The organism is Lysinibacillus agricola (assembly GCF_016638705.1).
GTDB lineage: Bacteria > Bacillota > Bacilli > Bacillales_A > Planococcaceae > Lysinibacillus > Lysinibacillus agricola.
Genome location: NZ_CP067341.1, coordinates 5239658 through 5257724, shown reverse-complemented (window position 1 = coordinate 5257724; position 18067 = coordinate 5239658). Strand labels below are relative to the sequence as shown.

Sequence of the window (18067 nt, the reverse complement as noted above, 5' to 3'; positions counted from 1 at the left end):
CATGAACGAACCGATGATGGATCGCGTTCCACCGCATAACCGGGAAGCGGAGCAATCGGTTATCGGTGCGATTTTCCTCGATCCTCAATCGTTAATCACTGCATCTGAAATTTTACTAGCAGATGATTTTTATCATAATGCACATAAGCAAATTTTCGAAACGATGCTACGTTTAAGTGATCAAGGAAAAGCGATAGATGTTGTCACAGTTACTGAAGAATTATCAGCTAAAAAAGAAATTGAGGATGTTGGCGGGCTATCGTATTTACTAGAGCTCGCCAATGCTGTCCCTACGGCTGCTAACGTCGCACACTATGCGAAAATTGTCGAAGAAAAGGCTCTATTACGTCGCTTAATTCGTGTAGCTACTAAAATAGTAGAAGATGGCTATACTCGTGAGGATGAGGTAGAGGCATTACTAGGCGAAGCAGAGAAGAAAATGATGGAGGTAGCCAATCGTAAAAATGCGGGTGACTTTAAGCATGTCAAAGACGTATTGGTGGAAACCTTTGATAACATTGAGAAGCTTCAATCACAAAAAGGTGATGTTACAGGTATTCCGACAGGCTTCCGTGACTTAGACCATATAACAGCTGGCTTCCAGCGTAACGATTTAATTATTGTTGCGGCACGTCCATCTGTAGGGAAAACAGCCTTTGCATTGAATGTCGCACAAAGTGTTGCCGTTCAAGCGCGGGAAAATGTTGCGATCTTCTCCTTAGAGATGGGTGCTGAGCAGCTAGTTATGCGTATGCTTTGTGCAGAGGGAAATATAGATGCACAAGTTTTACGTACAGGTGCTTTAACAACAGAAGATTGGGGTAAACTAACTATGGCAATGGGGAGTTTATCAAATTCAGGAATTTTTATTGACGATACACCGGGTGTACGTATCAATGAAATTCGCGCAAAATGTCGACGTTTAGCACAAGAGCATGGCCTCGGTATGATTTTGATTGACTATTTACAACTTATTCAAGGTAGTGGTAAAGCAGGGGAGAACCGTCAGCAAGAGGTATCTGAGATTTCACGTTCTTTAAAACATTTAGCGCGTGAATTAAAGGTTCCAGTCATTGCATTATCACAGCTATCTCGTGGCGTTGAGCAACGTCAAGATAAGCGACCAATGATGAGTGACTTACGTGAATCGGGAAGTATTGAGCAAGATGCTGATATTGTTGCCTTCTTATATCGTGATGATTATTACGATAAGGAGTCCGAGAGTAAAAATATGATTGAAATTATTATTGCTAAACAGCGTAACGGTCCAACGGGTACAGTTACTCTTGCCTTTAAAAAAGAATTCAATAAATTCATTAATGTGGATTGGTCGCAAATGCCGCCACCACCTTCACGTGAATAAATATTTATCTGGCTCACCATCAATAGTTGGAGATGACATTTGTTAAAACATATGCCATGTATATATGTTGATTGGAGTGTAGGCCAAGGTAAAATTAATCTGAATGTTAGATAATATTCATACCATTCTGTTATTAAACACGAACGTTGAATCATATTTCTTGATTTTATGTTCGTGTTTTTAAGTATTTTTGTTGACTAGGCGTTTCTATCATTGTTACAATAATTAACGGCTTAAAAATTGAGATACAAATCGTATCTAACGGAGGTGCTGACTATGACATCAGTTGTAGTTGTAGGAACACAGTGGGGAGACGAAGGAAAAGGTAAAATTACTGATTTCCTTTCACAAAAAGCCGATGCAATCGCTCGTTTTGCAGGTGGCGATAATGCAGGACATACTATTAAATTTGATGGTGAAACTTATAAGCTACATTTAATTCCATCAGGTATTTTTTATAAAGAAAAAACTTCAGTAATCGGAAATGGTCTGGTTGTTAATCCAAAGTCATTAGTAACTGAGCTTAGAGGTTTACAAGAGCGTGGTATTAATACAGACAATTTACGAATTTCTAACCGTGCGCATGTTATTTTACCATATCATATAAAACAAGATATCGCTGATGAGGAAAGTCGTGGCGATAATAAAATCGGTACGACTTGTAAAGGGATTGGACCATGTTATCAGGATAAAGTAGCACGTATCGGTATCCGTATGGCTGATTTACTAGACAAGGATGTATTTGAAGAAAAACTACGTCAAAATTTAGCAATTAAGAATAAATTATTTGAGAAATTTTACGAAGTTGAAGGCGTAACATTCGAAGGAATTTTCGAGGAATATTACAACTATGGACAAGAAATCGCAAAATATGTAACAGACACGTCGAAAATCTTAAATGATGTACTTGATGAAGGCGGCAAAGTGTTATTTGAAGGAGCACAAGGTATCTTACTTGATGTCGATCAAGGTACGTATCCATTTGTAACATCTTCAAATCCTGTTGCTGGCGGAGTAGCGATTGGTGCTGGTGTTGGCCCATCACGAGTTACAAGTGTTATTGGTGTATCAAAAGCCTATACATCACGTGTTGGCGATGGACCATTCCCAACTGAATTATTTGATGAGGTAGGTCAACAAATTCGTGAGGTTGGTCGTGAATACGGTACAACAACTGGCCGTCCACGTCGTGTAGGCTGGTTTGATACAGTAGTAGTACGTCATTCACGCCGAGTAAGTGGTATTACGCACCTAGCGCTTAACTCAATTGATGTTTTATCTGGCTTAGACACAGTGAAAATTTGTACAGCGTATAAATATCAAGATGAAACTATCACCGAGTATCCAGCAAATCTTCATGTTATTGAACAATGTGAACCAATTTATGAAGAGCTTCCAGGCTGGTCAGAAGATGTTACAGGTTGCAAAACATTAGACGAGCTACCTGAGAATGCACGTCGCTATGTAGAACGTGTGAGTGAATTAACAGGTATTGAAATTGCTACTTTCTCTGTTGGTCCTGCACGTGAACAAACGAACGTTTTAGTAGACGTTTGGGAAGCAAAATAAATATAAATCACAAAAGGGCGTACCATATCCGGTACGCCCTTTTTTATACCGTATCTCTTTGCTTTCGCTGAATTTTGAGGTGAGACGCGACTTATTGCCCGTTAATGCAGAGATATATTTTATGTATTCAAAAGTGAACGTTATGGCTACTTCCATAATCAAACTATAGATGTATAACAGTGACGCTATTTTACATTTGGTGTAGCTAAAGACATCTGTTATGAACGCTATGTTTTCGCATAATATCACTATAAATTAGAGTGATATTCCAGAAGATACATGCTAAGTGAAGTGGTTGATTGGAGTGGAGACTGGGCGACTCCTTGGGGATCAGCGATAGAGGAACGAAGGCTAAAACCATCACGTCCTGTGATAACGCCTTCGTGACCAACATCGTGTTGGCCCAAGCGGCTCATCGGACGCCCCCAGGAAGCTATGCTCTGCGCGAAAGCGAAGCGACAGCGGCAAATGTTTTATCTGTGCGAAAGCGAAGCGATAGCAACAAAGCGCTCAGTCGAAACGGAAATCAACCTCTCATTTTGCCGAAAAGCCATACTTAATTTCATAGATGTTATAGTTTTTCAACAACATTAAAAGGTCGTACCATATCCGGTACGACCCTTTTGTTATTAGTGAATATCTTTCTTCTTGAAGCGACCACCTTTAACTTCTGCAATATTACCAATTGCTAGGAATGCATGATTATCAATCTCAGCGACGATTGATTTAAGCTTCGATTCCTCTAATCGGGTAATAACAGTGAAAATGACTTTTTTATCATTCCCCGTATAAGCCCCCTCACCATGAAGGAAGGTTACACCACGACCAAGTCGGTCCATGATGGTCTGCCCGATTTCATCAATTTCATCACTGATGATATAAACAGATTTTGATTCCTCCATTCCTTGAATGACAATGTCGATCATTTTATAGGCAATATAGTATGCCATGATAGAGTACATTGCTTGTTCCCATGTGAACACAAATCCCGCCACCGTAAAGATAATTAAATTGAAAAACATAATAATTTCACCGACGGAGAACGGCGTTTTTCTATTAAATAAAATGGCTAAAATTTCTGTACCATCTAAAGAACCACCATAACGAATAACGATGCCGACTCCAATGCCCAAAATCATGCCTCCAAAAACTGTGGCCAATAGCGTATCTTGAGTAAATGGTTGTAGATTATGTAAGAGAAGTGTTGTTAAAGAGAGTACTGTAATGCCGAGTCCTGTGGAAAGGGCAAAAGTTTTTCCGATTTGTTTATAGCCTAAAAAGATAAAAGGTAAGTTTAAAATGAAGATGAAAATACCTAGAGGTAAATTTAATAAATGAGAAGTGATAATGGAAACACCTACGATTCCACCATCCATAATGTGGTTTGGTACTAAAAATAGCTCCAGCCCCAGTGCCATAATGACGGCACCTAATGCCACCATAATGGTCCTAATTATAAGTTTACGAACCGTATTCTTACTTTGGGGCTTTCTAACTTTAGGGGTTATTTCAGAGGTATATGAATCACTCAAATTAATCGCTCCAATCAACTAGTATATCTTTCTTCTATATTTTATCGGAATATTAAAAAAGTAAAAAGTAATAAGTCTAAATTCACGCTAAAAAAAATGAATAGAATACTAATGGCTCATTCAAACACTACAAATGATATTTAAAGAACAAGTATATTTTTAAGCGATCGATTGGAGTCGAGGCTGGACGCCACAAGAGACGGAAATCAACTCTATGTTATGGTGGTGAGCCAATTTTTTAATGAAAATACAGTTATTAGAAACTACGGAAAATAGGAATTATGTAACAATTAGTAGAGAAATAATACATTTACATTACAAAAAGATGAAAATATTCAAACCATATTTTCTTTATGGTACAGTATAGTGGTGCAAAAAATCCTTGTGGGTAATTAATCCTACGATAGGTTGAAGTTGGAAGGAGCTTTATTGATGAGTTCGTCTTGGTCTAAGAAGGAAAAAAACAATAGATTCACTTACAATTTTCCTTTAATTAAAAAGGTATCCATTATTACAGTTTTAATGACAAGTTTAACGTTTAATGTAGGTTTTGCAAAAGAAAATCATAAAGAAGATTTAAATAAAATTTATCACGTTTACGTGGGAAATCAATATATTGGTGCAGTCTCTAATGAGAAAGCTATTCAAGAAATTATCGCATCAAAGGAAAAAGAAGCAAACCAACAGTACAAGGAATTGTCTATTGATGCTAGCTCAGCTGTTAAAATAATCCCAGAGCAAGTGTTTAGTAATGAAACAAAAGATGTAGATATTTTGGCGAAATTTGAGCAATCTTTAGTAGCCCAATCTCCAGCTTATACATTATTTGTAAATAATAAGCCTATAGTTTCTTTAAAAGATGCAAAAGCTTATGAAGACACTATTCGTATGCTAAAGCTACAATATGTTTCACAGCAAGAGTTAAATAGTTTATATGCTAATCAGCAATCTACGAATATACCACCGTTACAAACAGGTGAAACGCGCCTTTTAGATGTTACTTTTAAACAGGGAGTATCAGGTGCGACACAAAAAGTAGTCCCGAATGCTATTGTAACGCCTGAGGAAGCAGTGGAATATTTAATGACAGGATCTCTCGAACAAGAGACATATAAAATTCAATCAGGTGATGTTCTAGGCTCGGTTGCTAAAAAACACAGCTTAACAACAGCTGAGCTAGTAACGTTAAATCCAGGTATCACTGTTGATACAGTTTTACAGGTCGGACAAGCATTGAATGTAACAGTCGCTAAACCATTTGTAACACTTGAAGTAAAACAGGAGAAGAAAGTTACTGATAAAATTCCGTTTAAGAAAATAGTTGAAGAAGATCCGACGATGTATAAAGGTGAGAAAGTGATTAAACAACAAGGCGTTAATGGAAAAAAAGAAACAGCTTATTTATTAACGTCTGAAAATGGAACTCGTACATCCAAAGTTGCGTTAGAAGAAAATATCATACAACAACCAGTTGACGAAATTGAAGTTGTTGGTACGAAGGTGATTTCTTCTCGTGGTACAGGTGAATTTACTTGGCCGACAGTGGGTGGCTATATTTCAAGTGGGATGGGTCAACGTTGGGGAGAACTCCATCGAGGTATTGATATTGCCCGTCCTAGTAATTATAATATTTTAGCTTCAGATAATGGTGTTGTTGTCGCAGCTGGTGTCTCGGGTAGCTATGGTAATCGCATCGTGATTAATCATAATAATGGTTATACAACGCTTTACGGACACTTATCTTCAATTAATGTTACAGTGGGTCAAGTGGTAGAAAAAGGTTCTGTTATAGGTATTATGGGCTCTACTGGGAATTCAACAGGTACACATCTACACTTTGAAGTTGAGAAAAATGGTTCGTTAGTCAATCCATTATCATATGTAGGCAGTTAATCAATTCGAATAGAAGGCAGTCCGAATAGGGACTGTCTTTTTATATAGCTCTTATTAATTCTATGTTATTTCCCAAGAAATATTTGTCGAAATATAGTTCAATACAATATCCTATAATGTCTTTGAATTTAGAATAATGCATAGAAGCTAAAAGCATGGTAGAGTTAAGAGAGTAACTTTAAAAATACACTCATTTAAAAATAGATAAATAGCGAAAGGGAGAAAAATATATGGACAAAACAATTTTAGTTGTTGACGATGAAAAACCAATCGCAGATATTTTACAGTTTAATTTAATAAAAGAAGGCTACAAAGTTATTTGTGCTTATGATGGAGATGAAGCACTAGAGAAGGTTGAGGAAGAGCAACCAGATTTAATGCTTTTAGATATAATGCTACCTAAGCGTGATGGGATGGAAGTTTGTAGAGAAGTGCGAAAAAAATATGATTTCCCTATCATTATGCTAACGGCAAAAGGATCTGAAATTGATAAAGTATTAGGACTAGAAATGGGCGCAGATGATTATGTGACAAAGCCATTTAGTACACGTGAGCTTATTGCACGTGTAAAGGCAAATATGCGTCGCTTACAGGTAGTAGCGCCTACTGCCGAAGAGGTTGAAGAAGAATCCAATGAAATTGTAGTAGGCTCTCTTGTTATTCAGCCAGATGCTTACTTAGTATTGAAGCGTGATGAATCAATTGAACTAACGCATAGGGAATTTGAACTATTGCATTACTTAGGCAAGCACATTGGTCAAGTCATGACGCGTGAGCATTTACTGCAAACAGTGTGGGGCTATGACTATTTCGGCGATGTACGAACAGTAGATGTAACAATTCGTCGTTTACGGGAAAAAATAGAGGACAATCCTAGTCATCCAGCTTGGATTGTAACACGCCGTGGTGTAGGTTATTATTTACGAAATCCTGAACAGGAGTAAAAAGGGATGCAGAAAGTAAGCTTCTTTAAATCAATTCATGTAAAGCTAGTACTAATTTACATTTTACTAATTATGCTCGCTTTACAAATAATAGGCATCTATTTTGCAAATGAATTAGAGCAAAATTTAAAAACCAACTTCCGAGAATCCATTTTTCAACGTGTCGATTTGATGCAATATAGCATTCGTGAAGAAATGTTAAAAGAACGCGATGAAAGTATGCCAGCTCTTGAAGAAAGCCTGAAAACGATTGTAATGGAGTTTTCCACGGGGTTGAAGGAATCTAATGGAGATATTTTAGAAATCCGTGTCATTGATAATAGACAGCGTATTCGCGCCACGTCTGAGGTAGACAATCAAGGTTTGATTGGACAGCGCTCGAATAATGATCTCGTACGCCGTGCAATTTCTGCAGAAACATTATTTGAAAACATCAAACTTGATAATAAAACAAGAAATCGAGTGTGGGTGTTAGCTTCGCCAATACGAGATGGTGCAGGTCCTGATGATGAAATCATAGGTGTACTCTATATTGAAGCTAATATTGAATCTGTTTTTGAACAAGTGAATGACATTAACGGTATTTTCCTTGGTGGTACGGCAGTGTCTTTGGTGATTACTATCTTTTTAGGAATTTTAGTGGCACGAACAATTACACAGCCAATTGCAGATATGCGTAAGCAGGCACAGGCGATGGCAAAGGGAAACTATTCACGAAAAGTGCGGGTTTATGGTACAGATGAGATAGGGCAGCTTGCTATAACCTTTAATCATTTAACGAATCGCTTGCAGGAGGCGCAATCTACTACAGAGGCAGAGCGGCGAAAGCTCGATTCGGTCCTTAGTAATATGACAGATGGTGTTATTGCAACAGATCGAAAAGGGCGCATTATTCTTATTAATGATCCCGCACTAGAGCTGCTGCATATTTCAAGAGATATTACACTAGGGCGTCCGATTGCATCTGTTTTAGGCATTGACCAAGAGTATAGTTTTGAGGATTTAATTCATATGAATGATGCGGTGAATTTAAATTTCAGTACGGCAGATGCACCGTATATTTTACGTGCGAATTTCTCTGTTATTCAAAAAGAAACAGGCTTTATTAATGGTCTAATTACTGTACTACACGATATTACGGAGCAGGAAAAAATAGAGATGGATCGCCGGGAATTTGTATCAAATGTGTCACATGAATTACGGACACCATTAACGACGATGCGTAGTTATTTAGAGGCATTAGCAGATGGTGCATGGAAAGATGAAAACATTGCTCCAACATTTTTGAATGTCACACAAACAGAGACAGAGCGTATGATTCGCTTAGTAAATGACTTATTGCAGTTATCACGAATGGATAGTGCAGATTATGAGTTGAATAAAGACATTGTTCTCTTCAATTCTTTCTTTAACCGTATTATCGATCGTTTTGAAATGTCTAAGTCAGACAAAGTGATGTTTGAACGTTTATTTCCAGAGGCATCTTATTATGTAGAAATTGATACGGATAAGGTAACACAAGTTATCGATAATATCATTTCCAATGCTATTAAGTATTCACCAGACGGAGGTAATATTCGCTTTGGCTTTACCGTGCAAGGAGATATGCTGAAGGTTATGATTTCTGATGATGGTATGGGAATTCCTAAGGAAAATGTAGGACGTATTTTTGATCGTTTCTATCGAGTAGATCGAGCTCGAGCTCGATCTATGGGAGGCACAGGTCTAGGGCTAGCTATTGCCAGGGAAATGATTGAAGCTCACGGTGGTAAAATATGGGCTGAAAGTGAGGAAGGACAAGGAACAACAGTTTTCTTCACATTACCACTTAATTTAGACGATTTTGACGAGGCAGGTGAGTGGGAATGAAATATATAGAACCAGTTAAATCAGTTGTATTATTCCTACTCGTTATGCTAAGTGTGGTTTTAACCTATATGATTTGGACATACACGCCGGATTATAAAGTTATTGAACAGACTGAAGAAAAAGAAATCCTAATTGGACCACAAAAAAAAATGGAGAATTTAATTCGTCCTTATAAGGCTATTTACCGTTTTGATAAGGAATTTACCGGGACAGTATCCAATGGTGCAATGGAAGATATTATGGAAGCATTTAAAGGCTGGAATGTCCTAGATTTAGTGCCCATTAACAATAACCTTACAGCCAACTCTGTAAACGAGATGATTCGTACTAATAATTTTATGACTGTCTTTTTTACTGGTGAGATTCCTTACTCTGCCTTTAACTCAATTTTTCAGTTCCCCGATAAGGAGCTACCTGAAACAACCTTTAATCGTATGATGATAGATTGGAGTAATTATAATAACAAAGAGTTACAGGTGTTTTTCATTAGTAGTAATAATGAATTATTGATGCGTTCACGTGTAAGTCTAGAAAATGCTAACCAATTTGTACGAAATGTTATTGAGCCAGCGAAAACATACGGCACTTTTAAAGAAGTGGAGCGTGATGGGTTTACCTCACTTTATATTGCCAACGATAAAATTGAATCAGCGAAATATACGTATTTTATCGAAGAGCAACCTGAATTATTTAAAGATGTGTTATTTACAAATCCAAACAATGTCCTGCGCACTGATGAAAGTGTAACCATTGAAAAATATCAAGATGGACTGTCACGGATGACGATTGATTCGAAATTGAAATCATTGACCTATGTATATCCAGCTGCAGAAAGTAGTGTAAGGATAGAGCCTTCCAAGCTCTTGACGGATAGTTTTGAATTTATCAATGAACACGGAGGCTTTACAGCTGATTATCGCTATGTATCAACAAGTACAAGCAATAACCAATTAGATTATCAACTATATTTACATGGATTACCAATTTATAGTGATCAGGCTATAAGCCGAATTACAACTGTTTGGGGAGATAATCGTATTTTCCGCTACAAACGTCCATACTTTTCTTTTGAGAAAGATATTCCATCCGAAAAAGAGATGAAAGAACTTCCATCAGGATCGGAAGTCGTTGAAAAGATTCAAGACCTTAATAACATTGATTTATCAGATATAGATGACATTGTTGTGGGTTACTATTTAACTCACAAACAAAGTACAATAGTGACACTAGAGCCATGCTGGTTTGCTATTCGTAACGGTGTATCGACGAAACTGACGCCTGAAATATTAGGAGGTGTCAAAAATGGATTGGAATAGAACAAAATCTATTTTCATATTCGTTTTTTTAATCTTAAATATCTTCTTATATTCGTTGTATTTAAATCGCTATAATGAAGCACAGAGTGTAGAAATACTTGGTGAAAAAACAATAGAAACCCGATTAAAAGATGATAATATTACGTATGGAACATTGCCAAATAGTAATGAATCTGCTACTTACATTACAGGTAAAGCGCATAAATTTAAAAATACTGATTTTACCGATGGCAATCAGCAAGTAAATTTCATTACTGACACACATATACGTGCCAATTTTATAAGCCCTGTGAAATTACGAAATATTAATGATGATGCAAGCTTTACAGAGTTTGTCCATGCAAACGTAAAAGAAGGAGATTCTTATGTATTATGGAAGGTGGATCGTGAGGAACGAATCGCAATCTTCTTCCAGAAAAAAAGTAATCGAATGTTCTATTACAATGAGAGTGCCCTATTAAAAGTACAGTGGAATCTAGACGACGAAGTTACAATGTATGAGCAGACGATGATTGATAATATCGAAGAAATGGAGCAACAAGAAACTGTAATACCACCACTTCAAATTATCCAGACACTTTATAATAAAAATCTGTTAAAGTCAGAATCGCGTATTATGCATATGAAGTTAGGTTATTCGACATTTAGTAATTTAACGCAAACGCAAGTGTTGATACCAACATGGGAAGTACAAGTGAAATTATCGGACGACGAAATAGAAGAGTACTTCGTTGATGCTATTGATGGAAAAATGATTGAAATCCAAGGGGACAAGCAAGAGGGCGAAGAAGAAGACTGGGGAGAGAATGATGCGATTTAGTGTTTTAGCAAGTGGCAGTACAGGCAATTCGATTTATGTAGAGAATGATGATCATACATTTATTGTCGATGCTGGCCTCAGTGGTAAAAAGATGGAGCAATTATTTACAAAAATCGACCGCAATATGAAACAGCTAAGTGGCATTTTCGTTACACATGAGCATAGTGATCATATTAAAGGAATAGGTGTACTGGCACGAAAATATAATGTACCTATTTATGCAAACGCCAAAACGTGGCAGGCGATGGATGGGCTTGTTGGTGATATTCCGTTAGAGCAACGGTTTGAATTTGAAATGGATACAGTAAAGCATTTCGGCTCATTAGCTATTGAATCCTTTGCCGTATCACATGATGCAGCAGATCCCATGTTCTATAGCTTTCATGAAAATGGACGCAAGCTTGTTGTTATTACGGATACAGGCTATGTTAGCGACCGTATGAAGGGCATCATCCGAGGTGCTGATTCCTTTGTCTTTGAAAGTAACCACGATGTCAATATGCTGCAAATGGGGCGTTACCCATGGTCTATAAAACGTCGTATTTTAAGTGATGTAGGGCACGTTTCAAATGAGGACGCAGCTATAGCAATGAGTGAGGTAGTATTTGAAAAACCAACAAATATTTATTTATCACATTTAAGTATGGATAATAACATGAAAGAGCTTGCGCGCATGAGTGTCACACAGACTTTGCAATCATGTGGCATTATTGCAGGAGAGTATGTAAATTTATTTGATACAGATGCCGAAGAGCCGACGAAATTAGTGACAGTTTAACTTCTTTCAGCGGATGTCGCGGAATTATGATTCTTAGCGTGAGTTAATAATATCGACATTATACAATTTAAAAATGAAGCTTTAATGAGGCTGTTCAATAGCATTTTATAGTAAATGCTTTGAACAGCCATTTTTATGTTCATTTTATTTATTTTTCATCTGATTTTAATGTTTGAATCGTAATATTAGGGTAACAACTAACAAATAATAATAAGTGAAAGGATGAGGAGAATGAGCAATTTTCAAGATGATGATAAAAACAGTGATTTTCTAAAAAACGATGAAATACAGAAATCACCTCTTCAGGAGCGACTCGAACTAGAGGAGCGAGAAACGCAAGAGAAACGTCATAAAAAGAAAGGCGGTGGCGGAGGTAAAGGTGGTTATTTATTTACCGGTTTTATCGGCGTCATCATAGGCGCTTTACTCGTTTGGCTCATGATGCCTGGACTTGTCAATCAAATGCCTGGTACAACTGGCACAACTACAAGCGGTGCAGGTAAGAATGACACAACCATTAATCAAGTTGCAACAGAAGTGACAACCGATGTTACGAAAGCAGTAGATAAGGCTTCAGATGCTGTTGTAGGGATCACAAATATTCAAGAAGTGTCAAATGGCGGATTCTGGAGTCCACAATCCACATCAGACCAGCCTGCAGGAAGCGGTTCAGGTGTTATTTATAAAGTTCAAGGTGATACAGCCTTTATCGTGACAAATAACCATGTTATTGAAGGTGCAAAACAGTTAGAAGTAACAATGCCAGATGGAACGAAAGAAGTAGCACAATTAGTTGGTCACGATGTTTGGACAGACTTAGCGGTCATTTCAATCAGCTCAAAAGATGTTAAAACAGTAGCAACATTCGGTAACTCAGATGTATTAAAACAAGGTGAAACAGTCATTGCGATTGGTAACCCACTTGGTTTAGAATTCTATGGCTCTGTTACTACAGGTGTTGTTTCTGGTAAGGATCGTTCTGTACCAGTTGACATAAACGGTGATGGCTCAATAGATTGGCAGCAAGAAGTATTACAAACAGACGCAGCTATCAATCCTGGTAATAGTGGTGGTGCACTTGTAAACATTGCTGGCGAATTAGTTGGCATTAACTCCATGAAAATTGCGGAATCCTCTGTTGAAGGTTTAGGCTTCTCAATTCCGATTAACTCAGCAATTCCAATTATCGAGGAATTAGAGGCAAATGGTGAAATGAAGCGTCCAACAATGGGTGTTTCATTAGTAGACTTAACGGATGTTCCGTCATTCTACCAACAACAAACGTTAAAATTGCCAAAAGATTTAACAACAGGTGTTGTTATTACAGATGTTGTAGCTAACTCACCAGCATCAAAAGCAGGCGTTCAACAATACGATATTATTGTTGAAATGGATGGACAAAAAATCGAAACAGCAATCGATTTACGCAAACATTTATATAATGACAAAAAAATTGGTGATAATTTAACGATGAAAGTATATCGTCAAGGTAAATTAGTGGAACTATCATTAACATTAACAAATAGCGATTCATTGTAAATGAAAAAATCAGTGGGGATTATAGGTCCTCACTGATTTTCTTTTCGTGTTGTAGAATCAAAAATTATATTTTATCATCAAAAGATGGAGCTAATATTTGTTAAAATGTATGCCAATATAAGTTGATAGGAGTGGAGGGTGACTCCTTGGGGCTCATCAAATGCCCCCAGGAAACTTTGCTCTGTGCGAAAGCGAAGCGACAGTAACAACAAATGTTTTCTGTAGCGAAAGCAAAGCGGCAGCTACAAAGCACCCAGTCGGAACGGAAATCAACCCCACATTATAGAAATGAGACAAAAATATTCGGAGGCATTGACTGAATTATTAAGAATGATTTAGAAAATATTGTGGATAACTAGAAAATTGTGAATAATTACATTACACAGCAATTAGCGATAGAAAGCCTATTCTTCCATACTCGCCTGTCCTTTGTTACAATAGATTGTGGATAACATAGACCGAATTGTGAATAAGTTTGTGGAAATTTCGGAAAATAAGGAGAGATATAAAAATGGAAAAATACAGCTGTGAAAGCCATATAGATCACGCTTTAGACATGTTTGTGGCAGAGCAAAAAGAGTTCCCAATTATGGATAAAGTCGAAGAGGATAAAAAGTTATCCACAAAATGTAGCTACTGTGAACAACCAGCAGAATATATTGTATCAAGTAAATAACTTTACACAATATATAGGAATGCTATGTGGATATGTTGATAACTTTTGTGGATAAGTTGTTTGTAAATGAATTGTAAAGGTGGATAACGTGTGAATATAACGATTGTATCAGTCGGAAAACTAAAAGAAAAGTACTTAAAAATGGGCATAGACGAATATGTAAAACGTCTCGGCGGCTACGCAAAAATGGATCTAGTCGAGGTACCAGATGAAAAAGCACCCGAGCAGCTAAGCGACGCCGAAATGGAAATCGTTAAGAAAAAAGAGGGTGAACGCATTCTATCTAAAATCGGCCCAGATACATACGTTATCGCCCTAGCCATCAACGGAAAAATGAAAACCTCTGAACAAATGGCAGCAGATATCGAATCTCTCATGACCTACGGCAAAAGCAAAATCGCCTTCGTTATCGGCGGCTCTCTTGGTTTACATGATGATGTTTTGAAACGAGCGGATGAGCAGCAGTCCTTTGGAAAGATGACATTACCACATCAGCTAATGAAGCTTGTTTTGGTAGAGCAGATTTATAGGAGTTTTAGGATTATGAAGGGTGAACCGTATCATAAGTAAGTGCGGTTTTGTCATATCCTCAAACAAAAGGATTCCTAATTTAGGTAATGATGGTGGCGGTATGAATATAGAGCATATATTAGTGTTTGAAAAATATAATAAATTAAAAACAGGTACATTTTAATAAGTGTACCTGTTTTCATTTAAAGTTTGGCTTTAAATGTATTCCAAGAATCTATTATATATTTCGAAAAGTCGTCGTTAGAATTTTTAAAATCACAAATAATAATTTTATTTTTAGCATCCATTTCTAAAAGGGGAGGATTTGTATTTAAATTATATGAAAAGCAATTAGAGAAATGATGCTTAAGAACAAAAAAGATGGATGCTCTAAATAGCAACCACTCTTATAGAATAATCAATTTTTTTATTTCTTGTAAATAACCCCCAATTTTTTAGAAATCGAGCTATTCTTATCTCTTAACATTGAATCTAGTATTAAAATTTATAATTTCCGAGTGAAATGTATCTTTATGTATATATTTTTGTCGACTTCTTTTGCTTATAATCAATTTTTTTACAAGTTATAATGAAATTAACTTCCTAAGAGAATCTTATACACAATAACCTATTCTAAAAATAGTGGGGCAGGTGATATGACCTTATTAGAAGTTAAATGTTGCTACGTACCCGTCACTTGATTTTTCAAAAAAAAAATTTGAGGAACCGAAAAGGAAACGAAAAATGAAAAATCCATTATTATCTAAACTTGTTACTGCTGGGGTTTTATCGTTAGGAATATCAATAGCATCTTTTTCTTCAGCACATGCTGCAGAATTAGAAGATACCACTCTTCCTGATACATCGGTTATAGGATCAGATGCGTACGTTGCACCTGAATTAATATCTAAAGGACCCGATGTTCGTGCTTGGACTGCAACAGTTTCATACGGGAAAAGGTACACAAATCTCTATGGTATTAATGTAGCAACTCAATTGGCTTATATTCAATGGACATATGATTCTGGAAAAATAACTAAATATAATAATCTATGGCAAGATAACAATGCAGCAATAGGCTATGGGTATGGAAGTGAAAGTAATACGTGGAACTTAAAAGGAACTTCATCTGGACAGGCTAACCAAAGTGTTAAATTTGATAGTGGCATCCCAACTCCTTGGGGGCATGTTGGTGGACCTTCGTTCACAAGTAGAATTATCACCGACATAACAGGTTCTGGTAATTCGAGTGCATATTAAAATGCAACTTTTAAATAGAAAATAATTAAATTACTCATTACATTTACTTGAATTCAGTTAAACTAAATTCAAGTAAATGTAACTTTATAAAAAAGAAAGAAGAAAGGTGGTAAATTATGAATGAACATATTTTAGAAACAAGACAATTAAAAGAGAATTATCAAACTAATAATGAACAAATTCTGAAAGTTGAAAGTTTGAAGAAAAAATATCATAACCAAACAGTTTTACAAAACATTAACCTTTCCCTTAATGCACATGATGTATATGCTCTAGTTGGGATAAACGGTTCAGGTAAAACAACTCTTTTATCTATTTTATCAGGATTAGTTCATTCAGATGAAGGAACTATACATATTGATAAAAAAATAAAAAAAGAAAATCCAACAGGTTTTGCTTTTCAACCCACTTCGCTATATCCCTATTTAAGTGGAAAAGATAATATTGATTTACTTTCTCCACGACCTTCCAATGCATATGAAATATTAAACAGGTTAAACCAATCTGAAAAAATACTGTCTAAAAAAGTAAAAAAATTGTCTTTTGGGCAAAAGCAGCGGTTGGGATTGTCTATTGCTCTCTCTAAAGAAGCTAATCTTTATTTATTAGATGAACCAACAAATGGGTTAGATGTAGCTTCTTGTAAAAATTTAGTTGAAATTATTAAAGATATGGCATCAAATGGTAGTGCGTTTATAATAGCCAGTCATGAATGGGATATTATTGAACAATGTTGTAACCGTCTTGGAATGATTTACAACGGGACTATTAGGAAAGAGCTAGACACTTTCCAAGGAATAAGTGAAGTTAACTTACCAATTATCCAAATGAAAACCTTAAATCCTATAAGAAAAGAAGAAATTGAAACAATAGTTGACGTTTTTGAATGTGTAGAATTAGACGATCAAACTTGGCGTTTGACTATATCATCGGAACAATCAGTCCAGACTGTTCAACAATTGTTAATAATGAAGAATATTTTAATACAGGAATGGATCAATATTAAGCCAGTTCAAGAATGGGAAAACCTTTACAATCAGTGGGTGAAGGAGGAGGACATTAATGCTAGGAATATATAGACGAGAATGGAAAAAACTAATTAAACACCCTGCTGTTTTTTGGGGGATTGCGCTTTTTATCCTATTTCTTATCTACTGTTATGTTAGTGTTGGCTTTCAATTTCAAAAATCATTTGCTTTATTTTTAGAAAATGGTTCTTATAGTGAACAAGAAACTCTTAATTATTTAGCCAAATCTGATTTTACTGAACCACTAGCAGCGAAACTTTATGTTTTAAGTCCTTCAATGGCATTGACTTATTCGTTGGCTGCAGTTAATTCATTAGGTCCAATTATCTTGTCTATCATAGGAGCACTGCTGTTTGGTGTTGAGTATCGCCATTTTACTATTAGACAACTGTGGGTTAGTGGAATGACAAGAAAAGAAGTACTAATGGGTAAGGTGTTTAGCCTTTCAACTTTTATACTGCTTTTCATAGGTATTAGTGTGCTCGTAGGCTACATTATGAGTGTTATTACTCCTATTCTATTCAACTTGCCTATGGAAGTTATTTCGGAGGAACCCTTAATGTTTAAGAGTTCCATTTTACAAATTGTAGGAACGATAATAAGTCTTTTATTATGGGGTATCTTTGCCGCATGTATCACAGTTATCACAAAAAGTATATTGGTAGGAATGATTGCTGGATTCTTATACCCTATTATTGAATCCACGTTTCTACATAGTTGGTCTTTCGGTCAATGGTTTCCTCTGTTTATTCAGAAATCAATGCTACCAATCTTATTCGAAAAAACAGCGTATGGTGGTATAGTGTCTTTTTATGCTATGCCAGATATATATTCTATTAATCAGAGCATACTTTATACTTTAATTTATATTCTATTCTTTGTCTTCATTATGTTTTTCGTCTTGAAGAAACAAAAAACCCCAATGCCATAAATTCATTGAGCACGAGTTAGACAATGTCTCAGCTAATCT

Annotated in this window: 17 protein-coding genes; 16 read left to right on the top strand and 1 reads right to left on the bottom strand. The window is 36.2% G+C overall.

Annotated features, from left to right (window positions below; genetic code table 11):
• Position 1 precedes the first annotated feature (1 nt).
• The 3 genes from dnaB to FJQ98_RS26340 all read left to right on the top strand — a co-directional run bounded on the left by dnaB (position 2) and on the right by FJQ98_RS26340 (position 3492).
• The gene (dnaB, locus tag FJQ98_RS26350; RefSeq protein WP_053595921.1) at positions 2–1363 is read left to right on the top strand and encodes a replicative DNA helicase; all 1362 of its coding nucleotides are present in this window, start codon (positions 2–4) and stop codon (positions 1361–1363) included.
• A gap of 276 nt (positions 1364–1639) precedes the next feature.
• Complete coding sequence (locus FJQ98_RS26345) at positions 1640–2932, top strand: adenylosuccinate synthase (RefSeq protein ID WP_053595922.1); 1293 nt, start codon at positions 1640–1642, stop codon at positions 2930–2932.
• Between the two features lie 323 nt (positions 2933–3255).
• Entirely contained in the window at positions 3256–3492 is a 237-nt protein-coding gene (locus FJQ98_RS26340) for a hypothetical protein (protein WP_201406592.1), read from the top strand.
• 69 nt (positions 3493–3561) lie between these two features.
• On the opposite strand, the gene FJQ98_RS26335 is transcribed toward FJQ98_RS26340, so the two are convergent.
• On the bottom strand, positions 3562–4482 hold the full coding sequence (locus tag FJQ98_RS26335) for a YitT family protein (RefSeq protein WP_053595923.1): 921 nt from the start codon (positions 4480–4482) through the stop codon (positions 3562–3564).
• 414 nt (positions 4483–4896) lie between these two features.
• On the opposite strand from FJQ98_RS26335, the gene FJQ98_RS26330 reads away from it, so the two are divergent.
• The 13 genes from FJQ98_RS26330 to FJQ98_RS26275 all read left to right on the top strand — a co-directional run bounded on the left by FJQ98_RS26330 (position 4897) and on the right by FJQ98_RS26275 (position 18028).
• Entirely contained in the window at positions 4897–6357 is a 1461-nt protein-coding gene (locus FJQ98_RS26330; protein ID WP_053595924.1) for a M23 family metallopeptidase, read from the top strand.
• Between the two features lie 230 nt (positions 6358–6587).
• Positions 6588–7301 (top strand): response regulator YycF, encoded by a 714-nt coding sequence (gene yycF, locus FJQ98_RS26325; RefSeq protein WP_053595925.1) that lies wholly within the window; start codon positions 6588–6590, stop codon positions 7299–7301.
• Positions 7302–7307: 6 nt separating this feature from the next.
• Positions 7308–9170 (top strand): cell wall metabolism sensor histidine kinase WalK, encoded by a 1863-nt coding sequence (gene walK, locus FJQ98_RS26320; protein WP_053595926.1) that lies wholly within the window; start codon positions 7308–7310, stop codon positions 9168–9170.
• On the top strand, positions 9167–10486 hold the full coding sequence (locus FJQ98_RS26315) for a YycH family regulatory protein (RefSeq protein ID WP_075807295.1): 1320 nt from the start codon (positions 9167–9169) through the stop codon (positions 10484–10486). The genes walK and FJQ98_RS26315 overlap by 4 nt, the downstream gene beginning before the upstream one ends.
• A complete protein-coding gene (locus FJQ98_RS26310; RefSeq protein ID WP_053595928.1) occupies positions 10473–11306 on the top strand; it encodes a two-component system regulatory protein YycI in 834 nt (277 codons plus the stop codon). Before FJQ98_RS26315 ends, FJQ98_RS26310 begins: the two co-directional genes overlap by 14 nt.
• Positions 11296–12084: an MBL fold metallo-hydrolase gene (locus FJQ98_RS26305; RefSeq protein ID WP_053595929.1), complete on the top strand. Its 789-nt coding sequence runs from the start codon at positions 11296–11298 to the stop codon at positions 12082–12084. Before FJQ98_RS26310 ends, FJQ98_RS26305 begins: the two co-directional genes overlap by 11 nt.
• Before the next feature lie 231 nt (positions 12085–12315).
• Complete coding sequence (locus tag FJQ98_RS26300) at positions 12316–13623, top strand: S1C family serine protease (protein WP_053595930.1); 1308 nt, start codon at positions 12316–12318, stop codon at positions 13621–13623.
• Positions 13624–13783: 160 nt separating this feature from the next.
• On the top strand, positions 13784–13909 hold the full coding sequence (locus FJQ98_RS27400) for a hypothetical protein (RefSeq protein ID WP_277815963.1): 126 nt from the start codon (positions 13784–13786) through the stop codon (positions 13907–13909).
• A gap of 225 nt (positions 13910–14134) precedes the next feature.
• Positions 14135–14299: a CxxH/CxxC protein gene (locus tag FJQ98_RS26295; RefSeq protein ID WP_075807296.1), complete on the top strand. Its 165-nt coding sequence runs from the start codon at positions 14135–14137 to the stop codon at positions 14297–14299.
• A gap of 90 nt (positions 14300–14389) precedes the next feature.
• Positions 14390–14869: a 23S rRNA (pseudouridine(1915)-N(3))-methyltransferase RlmH gene (rlmH, locus tag FJQ98_RS26290; RefSeq protein WP_053595931.1), complete on the top strand. Its 480-nt coding sequence runs from the start codon at positions 14390–14392 to the stop codon at positions 14867–14869.
• Positions 14870–15553: 684 nt separating this feature from the next.
• The gene (locus FJQ98_RS26285; protein ID WP_053595932.1) at positions 15554–16069 is read left to right on the top strand and encodes a hypothetical protein; all 516 of its coding nucleotides are present in this window, start codon (positions 15554–15556) and stop codon (positions 16067–16069) included.
• Positions 16070–16185: 116 nt separating this feature from the next.
• The gene (locus FJQ98_RS26280) at positions 16186–17148 is read left to right on the top strand and encodes an ABC transporter ATP-binding protein (protein WP_201406591.1); all 963 of its coding nucleotides are present in this window, start codon (positions 16186–16188) and stop codon (positions 17146–17148) included.
• Positions 17132–18028 carry an ABC transporter permease subunit gene (locus FJQ98_RS26275; protein WP_053595934.1) on the top strand — a complete coding sequence of 299 codons (897 nt, stop codon included), beginning with the start codon at positions 17132–17134 and terminating at the stop codon, positions 18026–18028. Before FJQ98_RS26280 ends, FJQ98_RS26275 begins: the two co-directional genes overlap by 17 nt.
• Positions 18029–18067 lie beyond the last annotated feature (39 nt).

What these genes read in the sequence shown, in the direction of transcription:
- dnaB (WP_053595921.1), top strand. Translation starts at nt 2, where the DNA reads ATGAACGAACCGATGATGGATCGCGTTCCACCGCATAACCGGGAAGCG.
- FJQ98_RS26345 (WP_053595922.1), top strand. Translation starts at nt 1,640, where the DNA reads ATGACATCAGTTGTAGTTGTAGGAACACAGTGGGGAGACGAAGGAAAA.
- FJQ98_RS26330 (WP_053595924.1), top strand. Translation starts at nt 4,897, where the DNA reads ATGAGTTCGTCTTGGTCTAAGAAGGAAAAAAACAATAGATTCACTTAC.
- yycF (WP_053595925.1), top strand. Translation starts at nt 6,588, where the DNA reads ATGGACAAAACAATTTTAGTTGTTGACGATGAAAAACCAATCGCAGAT.
- walK (WP_053595926.1), top strand. Translation starts at nt 7,308, where the DNA reads ATGCAGAAAGTAAGCTTCTTTAAATCAATTCATGTAAAGCTAGTACTA.
- FJQ98_RS26315 (WP_075807295.1), top strand. Translation starts at nt 9,167, where the DNA reads ATGAAATATATAGAACCAGTTAAATCAGTTGTATTATTCCTACTCGTT.
- FJQ98_RS26310 (WP_053595928.1), top strand. Translation starts at nt 10,473, where the DNA reads ATGGATTGGAATAGAACAAAATCTATTTTCATATTCGTTTTTTTAATC.
- FJQ98_RS26305 (WP_053595929.1), top strand. Translation starts at nt 11,296, where the DNA reads ATGCGATTTAGTGTTTTAGCAAGTGGCAGTACAGGCAATTCGATTTAT.
- FJQ98_RS26300 (WP_053595930.1), top strand. Translation starts at nt 12,316, where the DNA reads ATGAGCAATTTTCAAGATGATGATAAAAACAGTGATTTTCTAAAAAAC.
- FJQ98_RS27400 (WP_277815963.1), top strand. Translation starts at nt 13,784, where the DNA reads ATGCCCCCAGGAAACTTTGCTCTGTGCGAAAGCGAAGCGACAGTAACA.
- FJQ98_RS26295 (WP_075807296.1), top strand. Translation starts at nt 14,135, where the DNA reads ATGGAAAAATACAGCTGTGAAAGCCATATAGATCACGCTTTAGACATG.
- FJQ98_RS26285 (WP_053595932.1), top strand. Translation starts at nt 15,554, where the DNA reads ATGAAAAATCCATTATTATCTAAACTTGTTACTGCTGGGGTTTTATCG.
- FJQ98_RS26280 (WP_201406591.1), top strand. Translation starts at nt 16,186, where the DNA reads ATGAATGAACATATTTTAGAAACAAGACAATTAAAAGAGAATTATCAA.
- FJQ98_RS26275 (WP_053595934.1), top strand. Translation starts at nt 17,132, where the DNA reads ATGCTAGGAATATATAGACGAGAATGGAAAAAACTAATTAAACACCCT.